General features: G+C 52.0%; 19 protein-coding genes, 1 tRNA gene and 5 pseudogenes. 9 read left to right on the plus strand and 16 right to left on the minus strand.

The annotated features are described in order from the left end of the window. The 6 genes from A10D4_RS11750 to A10D4_RS11775 all read left to right on the plus strand — a co-directional run. Positions 1-870: multicopper oxidase domain-containing protein (locus tag A10D4_RS11750; protein WP_008489759.1), on the plus strand; the 870-nt coding region annotated here is incomplete at its 5' end. 11 nt (positions 871-881) lie between these two features. Further along, positions 882-1,625 (plus strand): copper resistance protein B, encoded by a 744-nt coding sequence (locus A10D4_RS11755; RefSeq protein WP_008489760.1) that lies wholly within the window; start codon positions 882-884, stop codon positions 1,623-1,625. 26 nt (positions 1,626-1,651) lie between these two features. After that, on the plus strand, positions 1,652-2,002 hold the full coding sequence (locus tag A10D4_RS11760) for a copper resistance CopC family protein (RefSeq protein WP_008489761.1): 351 nt from the start codon (positions 1,652-1,654) through the stop codon (positions 2,000-2,002). Further along, on the plus strand, positions 1,999-2,847 hold the full coding sequence (locus tag A10D4_RS11765) for a copper resistance D family protein (protein ID WP_237738549.1): 849 nt from the start codon (positions 1,999-2,001) through the stop codon (positions 2,845-2,847). The genes A10D4_RS11760 and A10D4_RS11765 overlap by 4 nt, the downstream gene beginning before the upstream one ends. A gap of 17 nt (positions 2,848-2,864) precedes the next feature. Beyond that, positions 2,865-3,299, plus strand: a complete 435-nt coding sequence (locus A10D4_RS11770; protein ID WP_008489764.1) for a YybH family protein — start codon at positions 2,865-2,867, stop codon at positions 3,297-3,299. A gap of 21 nt (positions 3,300-3,320) precedes the next feature. Then, positions 3,321-4,631, plus strand: a complete 1,311-nt coding sequence (locus A10D4_RS11775) for an APC family permease (protein WP_008489765.1) — start codon at positions 3,321-3,323, stop codon at positions 4,629-4,631. A gap of 26 nt (positions 4,632-4,657) precedes the next feature. Here the strand turns inward: A10D4_RS11775 and A10D4_RS11780 are convergent, their stop codons facing one another. The 8 genes and pseudogenes from A10D4_RS11780 to A10D4_RS11810 form a co-directional block, all read right to left on the minus strand. Further along, complete coding sequence (locus A10D4_RS11780) at positions 4,658-5,404, minus strand: MauE/DoxX family redox-associated membrane protein (protein ID WP_008489767.1); 747 nt, start codon at positions 5,402-5,404, stop codon at positions 4,658-4,660. A 328-nt stretch (positions 5,405-5,732) separates the two neighbouring features. Continuing rightward, positions 5,733-6,452, minus strand: a pseudogene (locus A10D4_RS11785) (ISL3-like element ISPpu12 family transposase); the annotation flags it as partial. Between the two features lie 35 nt (positions 6,453-6,487). Further along, positions 6,488-6,637: pseudogene (locus tag A10D4_RS11790) on the minus strand (MerR family transcriptional regulator); the annotation flags it as partial. A gap of 17 nt (positions 6,638-6,654) precedes the next feature. Continuing rightward, positions 6,655-8,154 carry a mercury(II) reductase gene (gene merA, locus A10D4_RS11795; RefSeq protein ID WP_474515758.1) on the minus strand — a complete coding sequence of 500 codons (1,500 nt, stop codon included), beginning with the start codon at positions 8,152-8,154 and terminating at the stop codon, positions 6,655-6,657. Continuing rightward, positions 8,069-8,341, minus strand: a complete 273-nt coding sequence (locus tag A10D4_RS14585; RefSeq protein WP_474515757.1) for a cation transporter — start codon at positions 8,339-8,341, stop codon at positions 8,069-8,071. Before A10D4_RS14585 ends, merA begins: the two co-directional genes overlap by 86 nt. 51 nt (positions 8,342-8,392) lie before the next feature. Continuing rightward, positions 8,393-8,674 (minus strand): MerC family mercury resistance protein, encoded by a 282-nt coding sequence (locus A10D4_RS13995; RefSeq protein ID WP_425541724.1) that lies wholly within the window; start codon positions 8,672-8,674, stop codon positions 8,393-8,395. Between the two features lie 176 nt (positions 8,675-8,850). Further along, a complete protein-coding gene (gene merP, locus A10D4_RS11805; protein ID WP_000732292.1) occupies positions 8,851-9,126 on the minus strand; it encodes a mercury resistance system periplasmic binding protein MerP in 276 nt (91 codons plus the stop codon). A 13-nt stretch (positions 9,127-9,139) separates the two neighbouring features. Next, complete coding sequence (locus A10D4_RS11810) at positions 9,140-9,490, minus strand: mercuric transport protein MerT (RefSeq protein ID WP_001294663.1); 351 nt, start codon at positions 9,488-9,490, stop codon at positions 9,140-9,142. Between the two features lie 71 nt (positions 9,491-9,561). On the opposite strand from A10D4_RS11810, the pseudogene A10D4_RS14590 reads away from it, so the two are divergent. Then, positions 9,562-9,636 (plus strand): annotated as a pseudogene (locus A10D4_RS14590) (hypothetical protein); the annotation flags it as partial. Between the two features lie 76 nt (positions 9,637-9,712). Continuing rightward, the gene (locus A10D4_RS14595) at positions 9,713-9,979 is read left to right on the plus strand and encodes a MerR family DNA-binding protein (RefSeq protein ID WP_008489773.1); all 267 of its coding nucleotides are present in this window, start codon (positions 9,713-9,715) and stop codon (positions 9,977-9,979) included. Between the two features lie 32 nt (positions 9,980-10,011). Here A10D4_RS14595 and A10D4_RS11820 read toward each other — a convergent pair. The 3 genes and pseudogenes from A10D4_RS11820 to A10D4_RS11830 form a co-directional block, all read right to left on the minus strand. Then, positions 10,012-10,587, minus strand: a pseudogene (locus A10D4_RS11820) (ISL3-like element ISPpu12 family transposase); the annotation flags it as partial. A gap of 21 nt (positions 10,588-10,608) precedes the next feature. Further along, positions 10,609-11,122 (minus strand): annotated as a pseudogene (gene lspA, locus A10D4_RS11825) (signal peptidase II). A gap of 3 nt (positions 11,123-11,125) precedes the next feature. Next, on the minus strand, positions 11,126-12,022 hold the full coding sequence (locus tag A10D4_RS11830) for a cation efflux transmembrane domain-containing protein (protein ID WP_008489776.1): 897 nt from the start codon (positions 12,020-12,022) through the stop codon (positions 11,126-11,128). A 95-nt stretch (positions 12,023-12,117) separates the two neighbouring features. Between A10D4_RS11830 and cadR the strand changes: the two genes are divergently transcribed. Continuing rightward, on the plus strand, positions 12,118-12,525 hold the full coding sequence (gene cadR, locus A10D4_RS11835) for a Cd(II)/Pb(II)-responsive transcriptional regulator (protein ID WP_004364961.1): 408 nt from the start codon (positions 12,118-12,120) through the stop codon (positions 12,523-12,525). A 326-nt stretch (positions 12,526-12,851) separates the two neighbouring features. Here the strand turns inward: cadR and A10D4_RS11845 are convergent, their stop codons facing one another. From A10D4_RS11845 to A10D4_RS11865, 5 genes are all read right to left on the minus strand, one after another. Next, on the minus strand, positions 12,852-14,087 hold the full coding sequence (locus tag A10D4_RS11845) for an integrase domain-containing protein (protein WP_040502937.1): 1,236 nt from the start codon (positions 14,085-14,087) through the stop codon (positions 12,852-12,854). Positions 14,088-14,394: 307 nt separating this feature from the next. Then, positions 14,395-14,470: transfer RNA gene (locus tag A10D4_RS11850), tRNA-Phe, on the minus strand. A gap of 137 nt (positions 14,471-14,607) precedes the next feature. Continuing rightward, positions 14,608-16,515 (minus strand): biosynthetic arginine decarboxylase, encoded by a 1,908-nt coding sequence (gene speA, locus A10D4_RS11855; RefSeq protein ID WP_008489786.1) that lies wholly within the window; start codon positions 16,513-16,515, stop codon positions 14,608-14,610. 1 nt (position 16,516) lies between these two features. Next, a complete protein-coding gene (gene speB / locus A10D4_RS11860; RefSeq protein ID WP_008489787.1) occupies positions 16,517-17,449 on the minus strand; it encodes an agmatinase in 933 nt (310 codons plus the stop codon). A gap of 126 nt (positions 17,450-17,575) precedes the next feature. Continuing rightward, positions 17,576-18,622: an ATP-dependent 6-phosphofructokinase gene (locus A10D4_RS11865; RefSeq protein WP_008489788.1), complete on the minus strand. Its 1,047-nt coding sequence runs from the start codon at positions 18,620-18,622 to the stop codon at positions 17,576-17,578. Positions 18,623-18,631: the final 9 nt, after the last annotated feature.

Raw genomic sequence — 18,631 nt, forward strand, 5'->3', positions numbered from 1 at the left:
GACGGGCAGCCTGTGAAGCCGGTGCCAGTTGACGAGTTCCGCATTGGTGTGGCGGAAACCTATGATGTAATTGTCCAGCCTAAGCAAAACAAGCCGTACACTATTTATGCTGAGAGCTTTGATCGAAGTGGTTATGTCAGAGGTACGTTAACGCCGGAACTTGGTCTTGAGGCTGAAGTGCCTGAACTACGGCAAGTTCCTGAGCGAGGCATGGCCGCTATGGGCATGGGAGCGATGGCGATGTCCGGTGATATGAAAGGCAATAGCATGAATATGAAGCATATGGGCGGCAATAACAGTCATATGACGCATAAAATGACACATAAAAAAGAGCTCCCGGTCGAAAACATTAAAATCAAACACCGTGAGTCCGGACATGGCGCCGGGGCGGCTATGATTGCTACAAACCCGGTAAGCCGTTTGCATGAACCCGGGATTGGATTGGAAGACGTTGATCATAAAGTCTTAGTGTATACCGACTTGGTCGGCGCGCATGAATGGCCGGATACGCGGGATCCCGAACGACAGATAGAGCTGCACTTAACGGGTAATATGGAGCGTTACATGTGGTCTTTTGATGGTCAGAAGTTTACCGAAGTGGATGGCCCGGTTCAGTTTCATCATGGAGAACGACTGAGGTTGGTGATGGTAAACGATACGATGATGGACCACCCCATACACCTACACGGTATGTGGATGGAACTTGAAAACGGACAGTATCCACGCCCACGCAAACATACGATTAGCCTGAAGCCGAGCGAAAAAGTGTCGTTATTGATAACGGCAGACGCGCCGGGTAGTTGGGCGTTCCACTGTCACCTGTTGTATCACATGAAAGCGGGTATGTTCCGTGTGGTCAATGTCGCATAAGGAGGACAATTATGTACGGTAAATCATTATTAGTGGGTGCGGCGTTGTTGCCAGGTTTAGCAGTCGCCGGACATGCGAAAGAGGACTGGCCTGAACCCGTCAAAGAATATTACACCGGGCAAGTACTGTTCGATCGGTTGGAGTTAACGCGAACCAACGAGGAGGAGAATCTTGCTGTCTGGGACGTGATGGCTTGGTATGGCGGAGATTATCACCGGGTTGTCTTCAAAAGTGAAGGTGAAAACGTTCAAGATGACGGTGAGCCAACTGACCTTGAAAGTGCAGAACTGCTGTATGGATACTTGGTGTCTCCATTTTGGTCGTTTCAGGCCGGTATTGGTACGCGAGGCACCTTATCGTCGGATGCCTCGATGGAAAACTATGCGGTCTTAAGTTTTATGGGCTTGGCGCCGTACTGGTTTGAAATGGATAATTCTTTGATGATGAACGAAGAAGGCGATGTCCAATTTGTTAGCGAAACCGAGTACGAGTGGCAGTTAACACAAACCTCGTACTTACAACCTCGCATTGAGTTAACAGCCAACCTGACAGACTCAGACAAATATGAACGGCAAAGTGGCTTGAGCAACTTGCGCGTGGGGTTGCGATATCGCCATGAAATAAGTCGTGAATTTGCCCCTTACATCGGTGTGTATTGGAACGGGGCGTTAGGAAATACGGCAGATGAAATGAAACGAATGGGTGAAGACACCACAGAAACAGGCGTGGTCCTTGGGGCCAGAGTTTGGTTTTAATTGATAATAAACAAAGAGGAAACAATATGAAAAACGTACTTAAATTAGCCTTCGGTACCGCGTTATTTTTTAGTGCATGGGCCAGCGCCCACGTCGGTCTGACATCCAGTAGCCCGGAGGACGGTGCGACTTTGTCCGAGTCACCAACGGAAATTACGATGAATTTTTCCGGTGATGTTCGTCTGGCTAAAATTATGCTGCACTCAGATGACGGTAAAATGCATCCGTTGGGCTTTTCGATGAGCATGACTCCTAAAGCAGCGTACGAAATTGCTGTTAAAAATAACTTGGCGTCCGGTGGTTACACGGTTTACTGGACGGCCATGGGTGGGGACAGTCATAAAATATCGGGTGATTTTAGCTTTGAGGTGAAATGATGACCCTTTGGAGTGTGGCCAGCGTTTTAACGCTGGCCTTTATATTCTGGCTTAACGCGGTGATGACCGCCTCGCCTTATATCGTTTATTTGTCCGGTTTTAAAAAGCAGTCTGAACGAAAGAATAGCCTTGTTGCGTTGCTTCTATTACTGGCAAGCCTTATGTATTTTTTTCTTAAAGTCGGTAGTTTTGCTGCTGAAGGCTTTGCCGGAGTGGTTGACACGACCTACATGCAATTTATATGGACCGGCCCTGTGGGGTTGTTCATCCAACTTCAGGTAACCGTTGCTGTTGCCTGGATTATTTACTCTGTTGTTAAGGTAACAAGCATACAGTGGATGCTATATGTTGTGGCGATTGGACTCATGGGATGGAGTTTTTTAAGTATCGGGCACGGCAGTGACGCGGTCTGGTGGGGAAAGCTAGCGCTTTTAACACATCTGTTAGTCGCCTGGGTCTGGTTTGGCAGTCTGAATTCACTGCGTAAGCTGGCAACCTCCGTATCACTTAATAAAGCGAAAATTATTATGGAACGTTTTGGAGGGCACATGTCTGCAGCGGTTCCGATACTCTTGATTGCGGGTGTGGTTATGTATCGAAGTGCAACCGGACAATGGGTACCAAAGCTGCCATTAACTTCATACGACACGGTATTGCTGGTGAAGCTTGTGTTTGTGGCGTTGATTCTTCTTGTCGCCGCACTGCATAAATTAAAGCTGGTACCCCAGTTGAATAATGAGTCGGCTGCGAAGCGACTGAAGCAATCGATAACGGTAGAAATGGTATTGGCTGTCACTATTTTTATCCTGGCCTCTGCGCTAAGCAGCGTGTTTTCCCCCGGTTAATGTAAGGAATAAGAAGAATGAAATTACTTGTGAGTGTTTTTATGGTTTCGGTAATGTTTATTTCAGCGCCCAGTAGCGCCGAAAAACTATCTGAGCCGACCGCTGTGCTTGATGCATTTCGAACTGCTTTAACTGAAGGTGACACGGAGGTCGTTAAAGACGTGCTTTCCGATGATGTGCTTATCTTTGAAGGTGGTGGCGTTGAACGGTCCCTGGCTGAATACAGTGCTCATCATCTTAAGTCAGATATCAAATTTAGCCAGGCGGTTCCTTCCAAGCTGATTGAAAGAACACGATATGAAGTGGCTAGCCTTGCTGTGATCACTTCTCGATATAGTATTTCCGGGGCGTACAACGGGCGTGAGATTGATTTAACGATGAATGAAACTGTAACCGTTTCACATACCCCGGAGTCTGGCTGGAAAATTATCCGGATTCACTGGTCCAACTAACGTCAACCACAGGAGCTGATTATGGCGGAACACGATCACGAACACGGACATCAGGGTTATCAGAAAGGAAGCCTTAGTCTTTGGGGGGCGGTGTCGCTGGGGACTGGTGTCATGATTGGCGCTGGTATTTTTGCACTGACAGGACAAGTTGCTCAGCTAGCAAGAGAGTGGTTTGTACTGGCGTTTGTGTGCGGCGGTATCATTGCCGGTTTCAGCGCCTATTCGTATGTGAAACTGGCCAAAGCATACCCGTCAGCGGGGGGCATTGCGATGTTCCTCAGTAAAGCCTATGGGAAAGGAAGTGTGACGGCAATATTCGCACTCTTGATGTACTTTTCTATGGTGATTAATGAAAGTTTAGTCGCTCGGACATTTGCGTCCTATACCAGCCAATTAATTTCTTTTGAAGCGCAGTGGCTTGTCCCGTTGTTGGCGGTTGGTTTGCTGGTCTTTGCGTTTTTTATCAATATTTTGAGTAATCAGTTTATTCAAACGTTCTCGTTTTTTATGGCCTTTGTTAAGGCTTTAGGATTGGTGATTTTAGCGGCTGGTGGTTTGTGGGCCTCAGGCATTCAGTTTGAATCGATATCGGCTATTCCAGAAGAAGCTACCGGCGGCGGTATTTTAGCGGGGATTGCTTTAAGCATACTTGCGTACAAAGGGTTTACAACAATAACCAATAGTGGCGGTGAAATTGTTGAGCCCAAGAAAAATGTCGGGCGTGCCATTATTATTTCGTTGATTATCTGCGCGTTAATATATGTTCTGGTCACTCTGGCGGTTGGCTCGAGCCTGTCCATAGATGAGATTGTGAAAGCGAAAGATTATGCGCTTGCTGAAGCTGCCAGACCCGTCTATGGCGAGACTGGACTTTGGGTGACGGTCGCTTTTGCAATTGTCGCAACGGTATCCGGTGTGATCGCGAGCGCGTTTGCCGTCTCGAGAATGTTGGCTATGTTGACCAATATGAAACTTGTGCCACACAGTCATTTTGGGATGCCAGGTTCCATTCAGAAGCACACACTGGTTTACACTATCGTGATGGCTATGGTCTTAGCTGCTTTTTTCGATTTGAACCGAATCGCTTCGCTTGGTGCTATTTTTTATATCGTTATGGACATTGCGATCCACTGGGGGGTATTGAGACATCTTAGACAAAAAGTGAATGCCAATATTTACATACTTGTCAGCGCAATCGCGCTAGATGTCATTGTTTTAGCCGCTTTTATATGGGTGAAATGGACAAGCGATCCGCTGGTTATTTGGGCGTCTCTTATCGGTATGGCATTGATTGCCGCTGGTGAGATTTTGTTTTTACGTAAAAAGCGTTAAGAAAAAGAGCGCATAGCGCTCCTTTTCTAGTTCATTGTAAAAAACATCCAGATAGCCATAGCGACCATCATGAGGTTTTCAGTGAGCGAAATGAAGCCTAACGGCACATTACTTGAGCCACCGACACAGGCACATTTTAGCTCACGTTTGTCGACATAAACGGCTTTAAAAACGGAGACAGAACCCACGATGCCTATGAATAACGCAATAGGGATGGAAATGACATGAGCAAATTCCGCTGCCATTAACAGACCCGCCAAGCCTTCGGCGTAGGGGTAAACACGGCCATAAGGCACCCATTTTTTGGCGAGAAGATCGTAGTTGAGAAACATGGTAGAGAATTTCTCTACGTCCTGGAGTTTGAGCAAGGCCAGAACCACCATCGAGAAACTGATGAACCACTCGATGGTTTGTCCGGTAAATGCGCGACCAAAAGACAACCACGACGTGGCTACGGAGAGGAGCGCTGTCATAATAAATAATGCAATAACGGGTCGGTAACTGGTTGCGTCAGGGTCAGGAAGAGGTTTTCCAAGAAAGGCTCGAACCTCTTCGTACCCACCGATGCGTTCATCACCAATAAACACTTGTGGAGTGGTATCGACGTTGTGTTTTTCCTTGAATATGTCGGTTTCCTCGCGGCTTTCCAGTAGGTTGTCGTCCACATCGTAACCGTTGGCTTTAAGTAAGTGCCTGGTTTTTAAACCAAAAGGGCATTGGTGGTCAGGTGTCGACATTCTGTAAAGCGTGGCTTTTTGAGTTGATTGACTCATAGTGACGTCTCCTTACTTAAAAATGGTACATCTATATACGCATTATAGTCGCTGGAGGATTAGCATCTCTAATTGTGAGATTAAAAATTCATAAAAATTGAAAATATATTTTAAATTTTGAAAAACTGGACAACTTTTTTTGATGGCTTTTTAACCGTTTATAAGAGCTGATTTTAAAAGAGTTAGGATATTTAAGGGGGGTAAAAGTTGAATATACAAGCTCTACAAGCGCTGCTATTAAAGAGCTTTGTATACAACTTTAGTTTTTTTGGGTATACGGATTTAATGGTTGATGGGGCACCTTCACCCCATCAATCTGATACCACCCTCAGATGGTTGATAGATCGACTCCGTAGTTGAGTTCCTCTGCGAAGTCCGGCAGTCCGTAACCGATGGTTTTCTTGTAGAAAGGAGAGACCTTCGCAGTCGGTGCCTTCTTCTTGTGCTTCGTGGTGTAGAGCATTCGTGCCCGCATCACCTCGAAGGAGTAACCGCGCCCTTCACGGTTCTTGTCCTTGGCCAGTCGGTTGATGGACTCCGTGTAAGCGTTGGTGACGGGCATGTCCGTCTCGAAGTAGGTCATGGTCTCTTCGCGCCAGTTTCCCACTGCCCTGACCAAATCGCTCCAGACTTCCTTTTGGCCCTTCGGGATGGTGGCTATCCACTCGTCCAGGGCGGCTTCTGCCTGGAGCCGTGTGGTGGCGTCCCAGATGCCGTAGAAGCGCTCCTTGTGCTCGTAGGCGGCCAGCAGTTGCGGGAACGCGCCTGTCCAGGTCTCCATGATGAGGCGCTCCCGGTCTGAGACTTCGTGAGCGCGTTTCAGCAGGATTTTCCGGTCTCCCTTGAGAGTCCGGCTCTGGGACGGTTTCAGCTCCTTTCTGAGGCCCTTGCGCACTCTCTCTAGGGCATCGTTGGCCATGCGCACCACATGGAACTTATCGACCACGATACGGGCCTGGGGCAGCACAGCCTTGACCGCTGCCCGGTAGGGGTTCCACATGTCCATGCTGACGATCTCGACCTTCTGCCGGTCTTTCAGCTTCATCAGGGGGTCGTCTCAGAAAACGGAAAATAAAGCACGCTAAGCCGTTGCAAGGCCGCATCGTCGAACACGCCGTAGCCGCCCGTGGTGCAGGCCACCGGCCGTAACAAGCCGCGCACCAGGTAGTCGCGCACGATATGTACGCTCACCCCAGCGTTATGGGCCAGTTGCGATACCGTGTAGGCGCTCATCGCACACCTCCTTGTCCTCACCCGGCGCAGCAGGAAAGCTGCTTCACATCCTTGTTGAAGGTCTGCGCCGCGAGCTTCAACCCTTCGACCATCGTCAGGTAGGGGAACAACTGGTCGGCCAGTTCCTGCACCGTCATCCGGTTGCGAATCGCCAGTGCGGCCGTCTGGATCAGTTCGCCCGCTTCCGGGGCCACTGCCTGCACGCCGATCAGTCGTCCGCTGCCTTCTTCAACCACCAGTTTGATGAAGCCGCGCGTGTCGAAGTTGGCGAGCGCGCGCGGCACGTTGTCCAGCGTTAGCGTGCGACTATCAGTTTTGATGCCGTCATGGTGCGCTTCCGCCTCGCTGTAGCCTACGGTCGCCACTTGCGGGTCGGTGAACACCACGGCCGGCATCGCGGTCAGGTTCAGGGCCGCGTCACCGCCGGTCATGTTGATCGCGGCGCGAGTGCCGGCCGCTGCCGCCACATAGACGAACTGCGGCTGGTCGGTGCAGTCGCCTGCGGCGTAGATGTGTTCCACGCTTGTACGCATGCCGGGGTCGATGACGATAGCGCCTTGCGGGGTGAGCGTGACGCCCGTCGCATCCAGTGCCAGCTTGCGTGTGTTGGGCGCGCGGCCGGTGGCGACCAGCAGCTTGTCGGCGCGCAGTTCGCCGTGCGCCGTGGTGAGCACGAATTCGCCGTCCCCTTCACCATTGATATACGCGACCTGGCTGGCCTGGGTGTGTTCCCTCACCTCGATGCCCTCCATGCGGAATGCGGCCGTGACGGCTTCGCCTATAGCTGGGTCTTCGCGGAAGAACAGCGTGCTGCGAGCCAGGATCGTCACCTTCGCTCCGAGTCGGGCGAACGCCTGCGCCAGCTCCAGCGCCACCACTGATGAGCCAATCACGGCCAGGCGCTTAGGAATCGTCTCGCTGACCAGCGCTTCAGTGGAAGTCCAGTACGGAGTGTCTTTCAGGCCGGGAATCGGCGGCACGGCCGGGCTCGCGCCGGTGGCGATCAGGCAGCGGTCGAATGCCACCACGCGCTCGCCGCCGTCGTTGAGTTGCACGATCAGGTTGCGATTGTCCTTAAAGCGGGCGGAGCCGTGCAGCACAGTGATCGCCGGATTGCCCTCCAAGATGCCTTCGTACTTGGCGTGGCGCAGTTCATCGACGCGGGCCTGCTGCTGGGCCAGCAGCGCCGTGCGCTGGATGGTCGGCGTGGTAGCGGCGATGCCGCCATCGAACGGGCTTTCCCGGCGCAGATGGGCGATATGGGCGGCGCGGATCATGATCTTGGACGGCACACAACCGACATTGACGCAGGTGCCGCCGATGGTGCCGCGCTCGATCAGCGTGACACGTGCGCCTTGCTCGACGGCCTTCAGCGCCGCTGCCATCGCGGCCCCGCCGCTGCCGATGACGGCGATATGCAATGCGCCGCTGCTACCCGTCTTGTCGTTTCTGCCCAGCAGATCGCGCATCTTGTCGAGCAATCCGCCCGGCGTCGAAACTGAGGGGGCATCGGCCAGCGTGGCCCGATAACCGAGTCCAGCTACAGCGGCCGTCAGCGCGTCGGGTGACCTCAATGGCGAGCTTGGCGCTGCCCTTGGCGTAGGAGACATCCGCTGATTGCACGCCGGGCACTTTCTCCAGGGCGTCCTTGACATGCACTGCGCACGAGTCGCAAGTCATGCCGGTGATTTTGAGAGTGCTCATACCATCGTTCCTTATTCGTGTGGGCCGCCGTGTCGCACGGTCAGCCGTCTTTCACAAGCGCTTGGCGGGGAGTTCGCAGCCGTCCGGTCCGCAACGGCGATGCGCCGGCGACACGAAGTCCCAGATCGACACCCCAATCATCAAGGCCAGGCCGACGTACATCAGGTTCGCCGTCCACCAGTTGCCGAGCAGCCAGACCGTGGCCGCAAACACGATGGCCGGGCCGATCATGCCGAGCAGACTGCGCAGCCATTGCCGATGACTGAACCAACCCAGCGCGTTCGCCAGGAAGGCCAGCGCGGCAAACAGCGGCAGCAGGCGGCTGATGAACAGTCCCTCTTACTGGCTCAAGAAGCCCAGCCCGATGGCCGCGCCGAAGCTGGCGAGGGCTGGAAAGCAGGCGGCGCAGCCCATCGCGGAAACGACGCTGCCGAGCGCGCCGGTTTTATCGGCAATGCGTGTCATCAGTCCCATGAAGCGGCTCTCGCTGTTGTCGTTGGCTTGCTGGCTCACTGCTTGACGCTGGACGGATAGCCGGCGTCTGCGGTGGCCTTGGTCAGCTTCTGTACGCTGGCCTTGGTGTCGTCAAAAGTGACGACGGCCTCGCGCTTCTCGAAGCCCACATCGACCTTGCTCACGCCTTCGACCTTGGAGAGCGCTTTCTTGACTGTGATCGGGCAGGCGGCGCAAGTCATGCCGGGAACCGCTAGCGTGACGGTCTGGGTAGCGGCCCACACCGGGGCAACAGCGGCGGCGAGGGCAAGGGAGGCAAACAGTTTCTTCATGATGAACTCCTGGTTAATAGAAAAATGGAACGACATAGGGAAATCCAAGCGCGACCAGGACCAGCACGGCCACGATCCAGAAAATCAGCTTGTAGGTGGCGCGCACCTGCGGAATCGCGCAGACCTCACCTGGCTTGCATGCCTGCACGGGCCGGTAAATCCGCTTCCAGGCGAAGAACAGCGCCACTAGCGCCGCGCCGATGAACAACGGTCGATAGGGTTCCAGCACCGTCAGGTTGCCGATCCAAGCACCGGAGAAGCCCAGGGCGACCAGTACTAGCGGCCCCAGGCAGCAGGTCGATGCAAGAATGGCGGCCAGCCCGCCGGCGAAGAGCGCACCGCGCCCGTTTTGTGGTTCAGACATACGTTGGCCCTTTTGAATTTGGATTGGATAGCGTAACCTTACTTCCGTACTCATGTACGGAGTCAAGCGATATGGAAAATAATTTGGAAAACCTGACCATTGGCGTTTTTGCCAAGGCGGCCGGGGTCAACGTGGAGACAATCCGCTTCTATCAGCGCAAGGGCCTGTTGCCGGAACCGGACAAGCCTTACGGCAGCATCGGACGTGGTTCGGGTGAAATTCGTGAAATCGGCACAGCGGCTGGGGTTCAGTCTGGACGAGATTGCCGAGCTGTTGCGGCTCGACGTTGGCACCCACTGCGAGGAGGCCAGCAGCCTGGCCGAACACAAGCTCAAGGACGTGCGCGAGAAGATGGCCGACTTGGCGCGCATGGAAACCGTGCTGTCTGAACTCGTGTGCGCCTGCCATGCACGAAAGGGGAATGTTTCCTGCCCGTTGATCGCGTCACTACAGGGCGAAGCAGGCCTGGCAAGGTCAGCTATGCCTTAGCGTGCTTTATTTTCCGTTTTCTGAGGTGCCCCCATCAGGTAGTTGGTCACCACGTCCTGGCGGCGGGTGGCCAGCAGGTCGAGCAGGGTTCGCTCCTCAATGTTGGTCAGAATGCAGCGGTAGCGCTTGTTCAGGTATAGCTCGTCAATGCCCAGGATGCGGGGCGTCTCGAAGCGGCGCCAGCGCCCCAGGAACTCGGCGCGGGCGTTGAAGATGTCGCGCACCGTCTTCTCGTCCAGGCCGGTCTGTGCCGCCACAAAGGTGTAGGGGTGGTTGAAGGATTCCTTCTCCACGTACTCATGCAGCCGCAGTGTCATACGGAATCCGTCCACCATCTCCGGTAGCTGGGGCCTGAATGTTGTCTTGCAGGCCCGGCAGGTGTATCGGCGGCGGACCACCCAGAGAGTGACCCGCTTGCCGTGGATGGGCAGATCACGATAGGGAACGTCACGCTTGCCGAACCGTACGAACTCACCCTGCACGCCGCATTCCTCGCAGGCGATGGGATCGGGCACGTCCACCTGGAAGTGCATTTCGTCGTCGGTTGATTTGCAGCCCAGTACTTGGTATTGCGGCAGGTGAAGGATGTTGTCGGGAAGTTCGGTCATGGTGTTGTATAGGCGTAGGTGTCAGTCAGATCCATCCGACTCGGCATTGGTGTTTGCTTTTTTTACCCAACAAGCTGCTGGAAACGAAAAGTAAGGCACCGAGGACAATTGCAATATCAGCCAGGTTGAAGGCCGGCCAATGCCAGTCTCGCCAATAGAAATCAAAGGAATCCACAACATAGCCGCGAAAGACCCGGTCAATCAGGTTGCCCATGGCGCCACCGAGGATAAGACTGTAAGCGATGGCTTCTCCTTTATGACGATTTTCAAGGATCAGCTTGATCAGAAAAATCGAGACCACTACCGCGATTCCGATAAAAAAGTAGCGCTGCCAGCCTCCACCATTCGCAAAAAGACTGAATGCGGCACCGGTGTTCCATAGGTGCACCCAGTTAAAGAACGGGGTCACCGAAACATACTCGCCATAGGCCATTGATTGCTGCACCAGCCACTTTACAGCCTGATCAGACGCTGCCAGCAGGCCCGATATGGACAATAGGGCATACGGCGAGAGCTTTTTGCCAATAATGAGCATTATTTAACCCTTCAACGCCAAAATGCGTCTGGCACCGTTAAGTACAATGCCCCCCGCGATGGTGCCGATAATCAGATCCGGATAATTGGAACCGGTCCACGCGACCAGGGCGCCGGCGGTGATGACCCCCAGGTTGATCACCACGTCGTTGGCCGAGAATATCCAGCTTGCCTTCATGTGCGCCCCGCCTTCCCGATGTTTGGATATGAGCAGCAGACAACTGGTATTGGCAATCAATGCGACGAATGCGATAGCCATCATCACCAGCGATTCAGGCTCACTACCGAATACAAAGCGTCTCACCACCTCTACGAGCACGCCCACAGCCAAGATCAGTTGCAGTACACCAGCAAGATGCGCGGCACGTACCTGCATTTTCACGCTATGTCCAACCGCATAAAGGGCAAGCCCGTACACCGCCGCATCGGCAAAATTGTCCAGGGATTCTCCAATCAGGCCGGTGGACTGGGCGATCAGACCGGCAGTCATTTCCACCACGAACAGAAGTGCATTGATGCCGAGCAACCAGCGCAGGGTCCCGGATTCTTGCTTAGCAGAAGCTGCCGAAAACTCGGCGGCCTTGATGGTCTCCGAATTTGCAGCGACGGTTTCCTGAAGCGAGGCGCCTAGCCCCAAGGTCTTCAGTTTCGAGGTGACGGGCTCGACCTCGCCGTCATGCACGACCTTCAGCCGGCGGTTCGACAAGTCGAAGGACAGCGCCCGAATCTCCTCAAAGCCGTTCAGGGCTAGGCGAATCATTCGTTCTTCTGATGGACAGTCCATCTTCGGCACGGCATAAACACTGACCCATCTCCCTGGCGCCTCGGAGGAGGCCTGTATATCGGTATCCGCTGCGGACGTTGCATCACCGCCACAGGCGCCACCACAGGATTTGCTCATGATACGACTCCACTTGAACAATGTTGTGGTACCATTTAAAACTATAAAGCTACTATAAGGTCAATAGAGTAAAGAATCCGTTGGGGAGGAGGCTGATGCGCATTGGTCAGTTGGCGCAGTTGGTAGGGGTCGAAACACAGACGATCCGCTTCTATGAACAGCAGGGCTTGTTGCCGCCGCCTGATCGGCAGGACAACGGTTACCGTGTCTATACCGAGAAGCATGGTGAGGGGCTGGCCTTCATCCGTCGCTGCAGAATCCTGGGCCTGTCACTGGCTGAGATTCACGAACTACAGAGCTATCAGGACGACCCTCATCAGCCTTGTACCGCCGTCAACGCCTTGCTCGATGATCACATCTCTCATGTGCGGTCGCAGATAACCGCTCTGCAAGCGCTTGAGAAACAACTCGTTTCACTGAGAGCGAGTTGCAACGATGACCGGGAAGTTGAGGCGTGTGGGGTTCTTGCTGGAATTAGCGAAGGAAACATGCACCAGCAGTAGGTGAAGCATCAACCAGATAATCCGATGAGATGCCGGTCTGTCTCACTCTCATGCAAAGGTAAGATCAACCATTTAATCCGCTTACCCGAAAATTTCAGAGGCAATAAGTGGGAAGTTGAGAAGTTGGATAAACACGAATATGGCGATATCGGCGCTTATCGCAGAACTAGAAACAAGCTGGCGAAAATAGGAAAGTGCCTACATTTTAATGCAGGTGATGAGTGCACATCACTTATAAGGGCTCATTTCGTTCAGAAAAGTCAGTTATTGTCCGTTATATCAAAAAATAACCACATATATGCGTCCTGACCCTACGGGCAATCAGATCAAATATTATCCTTTCCAGTTGAGGAAAGGCTCATAGATCCCTGAGACGCTTTTTCAATATGCTCAGACCACCATTCCATCATTTCTCTGCGCTGCTTTATGTAAGTAGCGCGGTTATATGCCCCTCGAATTTTGTCTTTGTCGATATGCGCCAGCGCAACTTCAATTACGTCTTTATCAAAACCTCTCTCGTTAAGCGTAGTGCTGGCTAGAGCCCTAAGGCCGTGAGCTACCAGGCGACCTTCGAAGCCCATCCTCTTGAGAGCCATGTTAGCGGTTTCTTTATTAGCATGCTTAAGGGGAGCCCTATCAGAAGGAAATATAAACTCTCTGTGGCCGCTCATTGGCTGCATGAACTCTAGTAGCGCTAATGACTGCTTGGTTAACGGCACTTCATGAGGTCGTCCCATTTTCATTCTCTCTGCGGGGATTGCCCATATTGCTTTGTCAAAGTCGATCTCTTGCCAACGGGTCTGCACGGCTTCGCCTGGGCGGACCATGGTGTGTAATTGCCATTCAATCAAACACCGAGTTACGTATTTGATATTGGCAAAGTTTAAAGCCCGCATGAGCTCCGGTAATTCATCAGGGGCGCGTGATGGCATGTTCTGAACCCTTGATGAAGGTATTACCCGATTGATGCCTGTCAGAGGGTTATGATCGATGTATCCTACATTAAGAGCGAACGACATGACGTTATTCATCCGGCGAGCGACCTTACGCGCCATCTCAAGGCTATTCCGTTTGGTAAGGGCTTCAATGACTTCTATTGCTTTCGGTGCTATTAATTTTTTGATTGGAATTGAGCCCACTCGTGGGAATACGTCATTTTCAAGTGAACGCCAAATCTTTTTGGCTGTGTCGGGCTTTACTTCTTTCTGGTGCGTTTCGAACCAACGCTCAGCCACTGCTTTGAATGTATTGCCCGCCGCAGCCCGTTCTGCTTCGAACTGTTCGTCACGGTGAAATATGGGATCAATATCCTGTGCAAGTAACTCCCGATTCTGCTGGCGCTTTTCACGTGCTAAACTTAAAGACAAATCAGGAAAGTTGCCAAGTGTTAAGTTTCTGCGGCGTTTGGTGAAGGGCTCGAAATAATTGAAGATCCAAACTTTTTTGCCCGATGGTTTGACTCTTAGGTGCAGTCCTTGACCATCAGAAAGGTTGTATTCTTTGTCTTTGGGCTTCGCCTCGCTAACTTCTCTAGCGCTCAATGGTTTAGTTATACGGGGTATTTTAGTAACACGCCTTTTGTACATTTTGTTCTGTGTTACTAAACAGTGTGGATGTTACTGAACCAGAAAAGACTAAAAAAGACTCCAATACCGTCCAAGTACTTGATTAATAAAGGCTTAAAGTACAAGTATGGACGGCATTGGAAGGGATGGTGGTGCCCGGAGGCGGACTACTGCGCGCAGCGCAGTTGAACAGCGCTTTAGCGCTGGCCCCGTAGGGGTGAGGTGCTTTGCACCGAATCATCATTCGATTCAACGATCCGTAGATACAAAAAAGCCAGTCCGAAGACTGGCTTTTTCTGAATAATGGTGCCCGGAGGCGGAATCGAACCACCGACACGAGGATTTTCAATCCTCTGCTCTACCGACTGAGCTATCCGGGCGTGGGGCGTATTAAACGATTTTCTCTGGGTTGAGTCAACCGCTTTTTATGTGATTTTTAACTGTTTGGTCAGTAAATATGCACTTTGCCGGTTTTTAACCCAGTTTGCTCGCCTTTTACCCGTTAATTAACCTCTAATCACACCTTTAAATAAGTACTACCGGCCAAGCATTGCTCATAAAAGTCGGTCCAGCGTACGCCCTCACGTGGTGCAATATTACCCTTACGGACTTGGCGGTCGATACTTTTCTTAACCACTTTGGCCATATAATCGGTATTGTATTGCATGGTAGTGAGTACTTTTTCTGCCGACGTGCCCGGTACCACTTCTTCGATATAGAAATCGCCCGGCTCATCATCGTGTGCGTACACGTGCACCTCGGTTAAACGCCCAAACAGGTTGTGCATATCGCCCATCACGTCTTGATAAGCGCCGGTCAAAAACATACCGACCACGTAATTGTCGCCTTTTTTCAGCGTATGCATGGGGATGTTTTCGCTGATTTCGGTGCCTTCGATGTATTTACTGAGCTTACCATCGCTATCGCAAGTAATGTCGACCATCGAACAGCGCACTTGCGGTTTTTCGTTCAAGCGCGAAATTGGCACAATCGGAAGCACCTGACCAATAGCCCAAGTATCTGCTGCCGATTGGAAAATCGACATATTCGCCAGATATTGGCTAGCCAGCATATCTTCCAATTCTGCCAGTTCTTGAAAGACAAAGCTGTCACGATCCAATGACTGATGGATATCGGCCAAGATCTGCCAATACATGGTATCGAGCTTAGCCATCTCGGGTAGCGATAAAATACCTAATTTAAACGCCTCATAAGCGCTAGCTTTAAACGATGCAGCATCGTTATAGCGTTCTTGCGGGTGGATCTCTTCGGCGTTCACCAGTTCGCGCATGTTAGCGACTAGGATATGCTCGCCATCTTCGGCTGAAATATCGAACTGCGTACCGGTCGGGCTGATTTCGCCGACGATATTGGTGACCACACAGCTGTGGTGGGCGGTGATGGCGCGACCACTTTCGCTGACTAGGTTAGGGTGCGGTACCTCTTCTAAGTCGCAGATTTGCTTCACCCCATAAACCACATCGGCAACATACTCTTCGGTCGAATAGTTACGTGACGAGTCGGTGGTTGAGCTGGTGCCGTCATAGTCGATACCTAAGCCGCCGCCGATATCTAAGTACTCTAAAGGCACACCCATTTGTACCAGTTTTGCGTATAAACGGGCGCCCTCGGTTACCGCTTCTTTAATCTTGCGAATGTCCGACAGTTGGCTGCCAATATGAAAGTGCAGTAATTTGGCGCAATGCAGCATATCCTCGCTTTTTAAGCGTTCGATAATATTCAGAATTTCGGTAATGCTGAGTCCGAACTTGGCACGGTCGCCACTTGAACTAGCCCACTTACCCGCGCTTTTCACCATCATTTTGCTACGCAGGCCGATCATCGGTTCGACATTCAGCTTGCGCGCTAACGGGATCAGCATCTCCAGCTCGCTGTATTTTTCGATAACAATGATCATCTTGCGCTGTAAGTGGCGTCCCAGTAATGCCAGCGTGAGGTAATCCTCATCTTTATAGCCGTTCAGAATCGTCAGTGCATTGGGATTTTCATTGTAAGCCATGACGGCCATCAGCTCGGGCTTTGAACCGGCTTCTAAGCCATAATTGTAGGGTTCGCCGGCATCAATGATCTCTTCGACGACTTCGCGCATCTGATTCACTTTGATCGGAAATACGCCGATGTACTTGCCGTTATAATCGGCATTGTCGATAGCCTGTTGAAAAGTCTCATTTAGAATTTCGACCTGCGAACGCAGAATGTCATGAAAACGAATGACCGCCGGTAACTGAATACCCTCCGCCAAAATTTCATCCACCACGTCTTTCATATCGATAGTGACATCGGGATAGCGATGATTAGGCGCAAGTTGAATATTACCGTTTTCACCGATCGAAAAATAACCCGCGCCCCAGCGCTTAACGCCGTAAAGTTCTTCGGCGTCGTCGATGCTCCAGCTTGACTGCATGCTAGGCTCCTTGTTGATTCGAGAAGGATTGATTGAGGACGATTAACAATTCGCGCACGATTTTCGCCGCGAACACATCCGAGTTACCAGTGGGGTCAATCTCTGGCGACAACTCGACAACGTCGGCACCAACCAAGTTTTTCTGTCGTAATAGCTTCATCAAGCTGACATAAGAATGAAAGTCTTCACCGCCCGGTTCTGGCGTACCGGTACCGGGTAAGAACGATGGGTCGAAATAATCCAGATCCAAGGTCAGATAAATCGGCCGCTCGGCGGCAATAGCGGCAACGCTATCTAAAAACGCCTGACGCGATTTGCGGATCGTGCCGTGCTCATTCATCCATTGATACTCTTCGCGTGTACCCGAACGAATACCATATTGAATCAATTGGTGCCCGGCACCAAAATGGTCAACGGCGCGCCGCATGATTGAAGCGTGTGAATAATGGTAGCCTAAAAAGCCGTCACGTAAGTCGGCGTGTGCATCCAGATGCAAAATGACTAAATCGGGATACTGTGCCAGATATTTACGGATCGGCGCGTAAGAAATCGAGTGTTCACCGCCTAAGGTCAATACCTTCACTTGCTCGGCGGCTAAATCAAGCTCGCCAAAAATAGCAGCAAAATCGTCGCTAGCATGTTGCCACTGCGCTTCAACGTCTGCCTCGTTACCCAGCGACAGGTTGCCTAAATCGTAAAAGGTTTGGTCGTGTAGGTCGGCATCCAGATAAGGCGAGTAGGACTCAATGTCCTCCGACACCGCACGCAGACCGTCCGGCCCATTGCGTGTTCCCTTACGAAAGCAAGCCGTACCGTCAAAGCCAAAACCAATAATATGAGTCGCATGGGCGTACACATCGGTGCTACGGGTGGCGCCAAAAAACTCGCGCGCAGGAGAGGTCGTCGAGACCGGCAAAGATACAATTTTCGACAAAGTGGTCAACCTCACAAATTCGTCGTTGGCAAACACATAAAGCGAATATTATCGTAGCTAGCTGACGCTTTTGCCAAGCGAAAAGCGTCAGAACCGATAATTTTTTCGCGATTTTTAAATGCCGATTTAGGCTTGCGGTTCTGCAACCGATGTTGGCGCGGTGCGTTTAACCGGATTAAACAGCGTTTGTTGAATTTGAATCATTTCTTCACTCAAGCCCTTACGCTGTTGCCAAGTATCGGCCAACGGCGTGGCCACCGGTTGATCGGCGATAATACCCGCCATCACTTGATTCGCCCCGGCCATGACCAGATTCACGGCGTGCACCCCGATACGGGTAGCTAAAATACGGTCACTAGCGGTTGGCCGACCGCCACGCTGAATATGCCCCAGCAGACAAGGACGACAGGGCAGGTGTAAACGATCTTCAAGTTGCTCAGCTAAACGTACGGCGCCACCGGGCCATTGGTTTTCGCTCAAGACCATCACGTAAGAACTGTCGCCACGGACTTTTTGTACGTTTTCGATGTGTTTAACTAAGGCTTCGACCGTCAACGGCTTTTGTTTTTGCAGCTCCGGCAGGATCATCCGCTCAGCACCCGCCGCCATAGCACTGCTTAAACCGATAAAGCCCGCGTGACGACCCATGACTTCGACGATGAAGACGCGATCCATGGCTTCGGCGGTATCGCGGATCTTATCTAACGCGTCCATTGCAGTTTCGACCGCGGTGGCATAGCCAATAGTGGCATCGGTGCCGTATAAGTCGTTATCGATGGTGCCGGGAATGCCGACAATCGGTTTTTGCCAAACGCTACCCAAATGACCGGCACCGCGGAACGAGCCATCGCCACCGATGACGATCAGCGCATCAATTTGATGTTTATCTAATACCTGCGCTGCGGCCGCCGGCGCGTCGGCTTCGCGAAAGCGCTCACTGCGCGCACTTTTAATGATGGTGCCGGAATATTGCAAAATGTGCAGTACGTCGCTCTCGTTCATGTGTTGCCAGTCGTCGTTAAGCAACCCTTCGTAACCATGACGAAAAGCAACGACATCAATACTATGATGTTTAGCGGCTAAAACTACTGCGCGCAGGCTGGCATTCATACCAGGCGCATCACCACCGCTGGTTAATACCCCAATACGGCCAATTTTTGCAGGTGCAGGCACGTCGAACTA

The sequence above is a fragment of the Idiomarina xiamenensis 10-D-4 genome (assembly GCF_000299895.1).
GTDB lineage: Bacteria > Pseudomonadota > Gammaproteobacteria > Enterobacterales > Alteromonadaceae > Idiomarina > Idiomarina xiamenensis.

Coding starts and splice junctions, on each gene's coding strand:
- merP (WP_000732292.1), bottom strand. CDS start 9,126: ATGAAGAAACTGTTTGCCTCCCTTGCCCTCGCCGCCGCTGTTGCCCCG.
- A10D4_RS11780 (WP_008489767.1), bottom strand. CDS start 5,404: ATGAGTCAATCAACTCAAAAAGCCACGCTTTACAGAATGTCGACACCT.
- A10D4_RS11775 (WP_008489765.1), top strand. CDS start 3,321: ATGGCGGAACACGATCACGAACACGGACATCAGGGTTATCAGAAAGGA.
- A10D4_RS14585 (WP_474515757.1), bottom strand. CDS start 8,341: ATGAGCACTCTCAAAATCACCGGCATGACTTGCGACTCGTGCGCAGTG.
- speA (WP_008489786.1), bottom strand. CDS start 16,515: ATGCAGTCAAGCTGGAGCATCGACGACGCCGAAGAACTTTACGGCGTT.
- A10D4_RS11770 (WP_008489764.1), top strand. CDS start 2,865: ATGAAATTACTTGTGAGTGTTTTTATGGTTTCGGTAATGTTTATTTCA.
- A10D4_RS11830 (WP_008489776.1), bottom strand. CDS start 12,022: ATGAGCAAATCCTGTGGTGGCGCCTGTGGCGGTGATGCAACGTCCGCA.
- A10D4_RS11765 (WP_237738549.1), top strand. CDS start 1,999: ATGATGACCCTTTGGAGTGTGGCCAGCGTTTTAACGCTGGCCTTTATA.
- A10D4_RS11760 (WP_008489761.1), top strand. CDS start 1,652: ATGAAAAACGTACTTAAATTAGCCTTCGGTACCGCGTTATTTTTTAGT.
- A10D4_RS11755 (WP_008489760.1), top strand. CDS start 882: ATGTACGGTAAATCATTATTAGTGGGTGCGGCGTTGTTGCCAGGTTTA.
- A10D4_RS11810 (WP_001294663.1), bottom strand. CDS start 9,490: ATGTCTGAACCACAAAACGGGCGCGGTGCGCTCTTCGCCGGCGGGCTG.
- cadR (WP_004364961.1), top strand. CDS start 12,118: ATGCGCATTGGTCAGTTGGCGCAGTTGGTAGGGGTCGAAACACAGACG.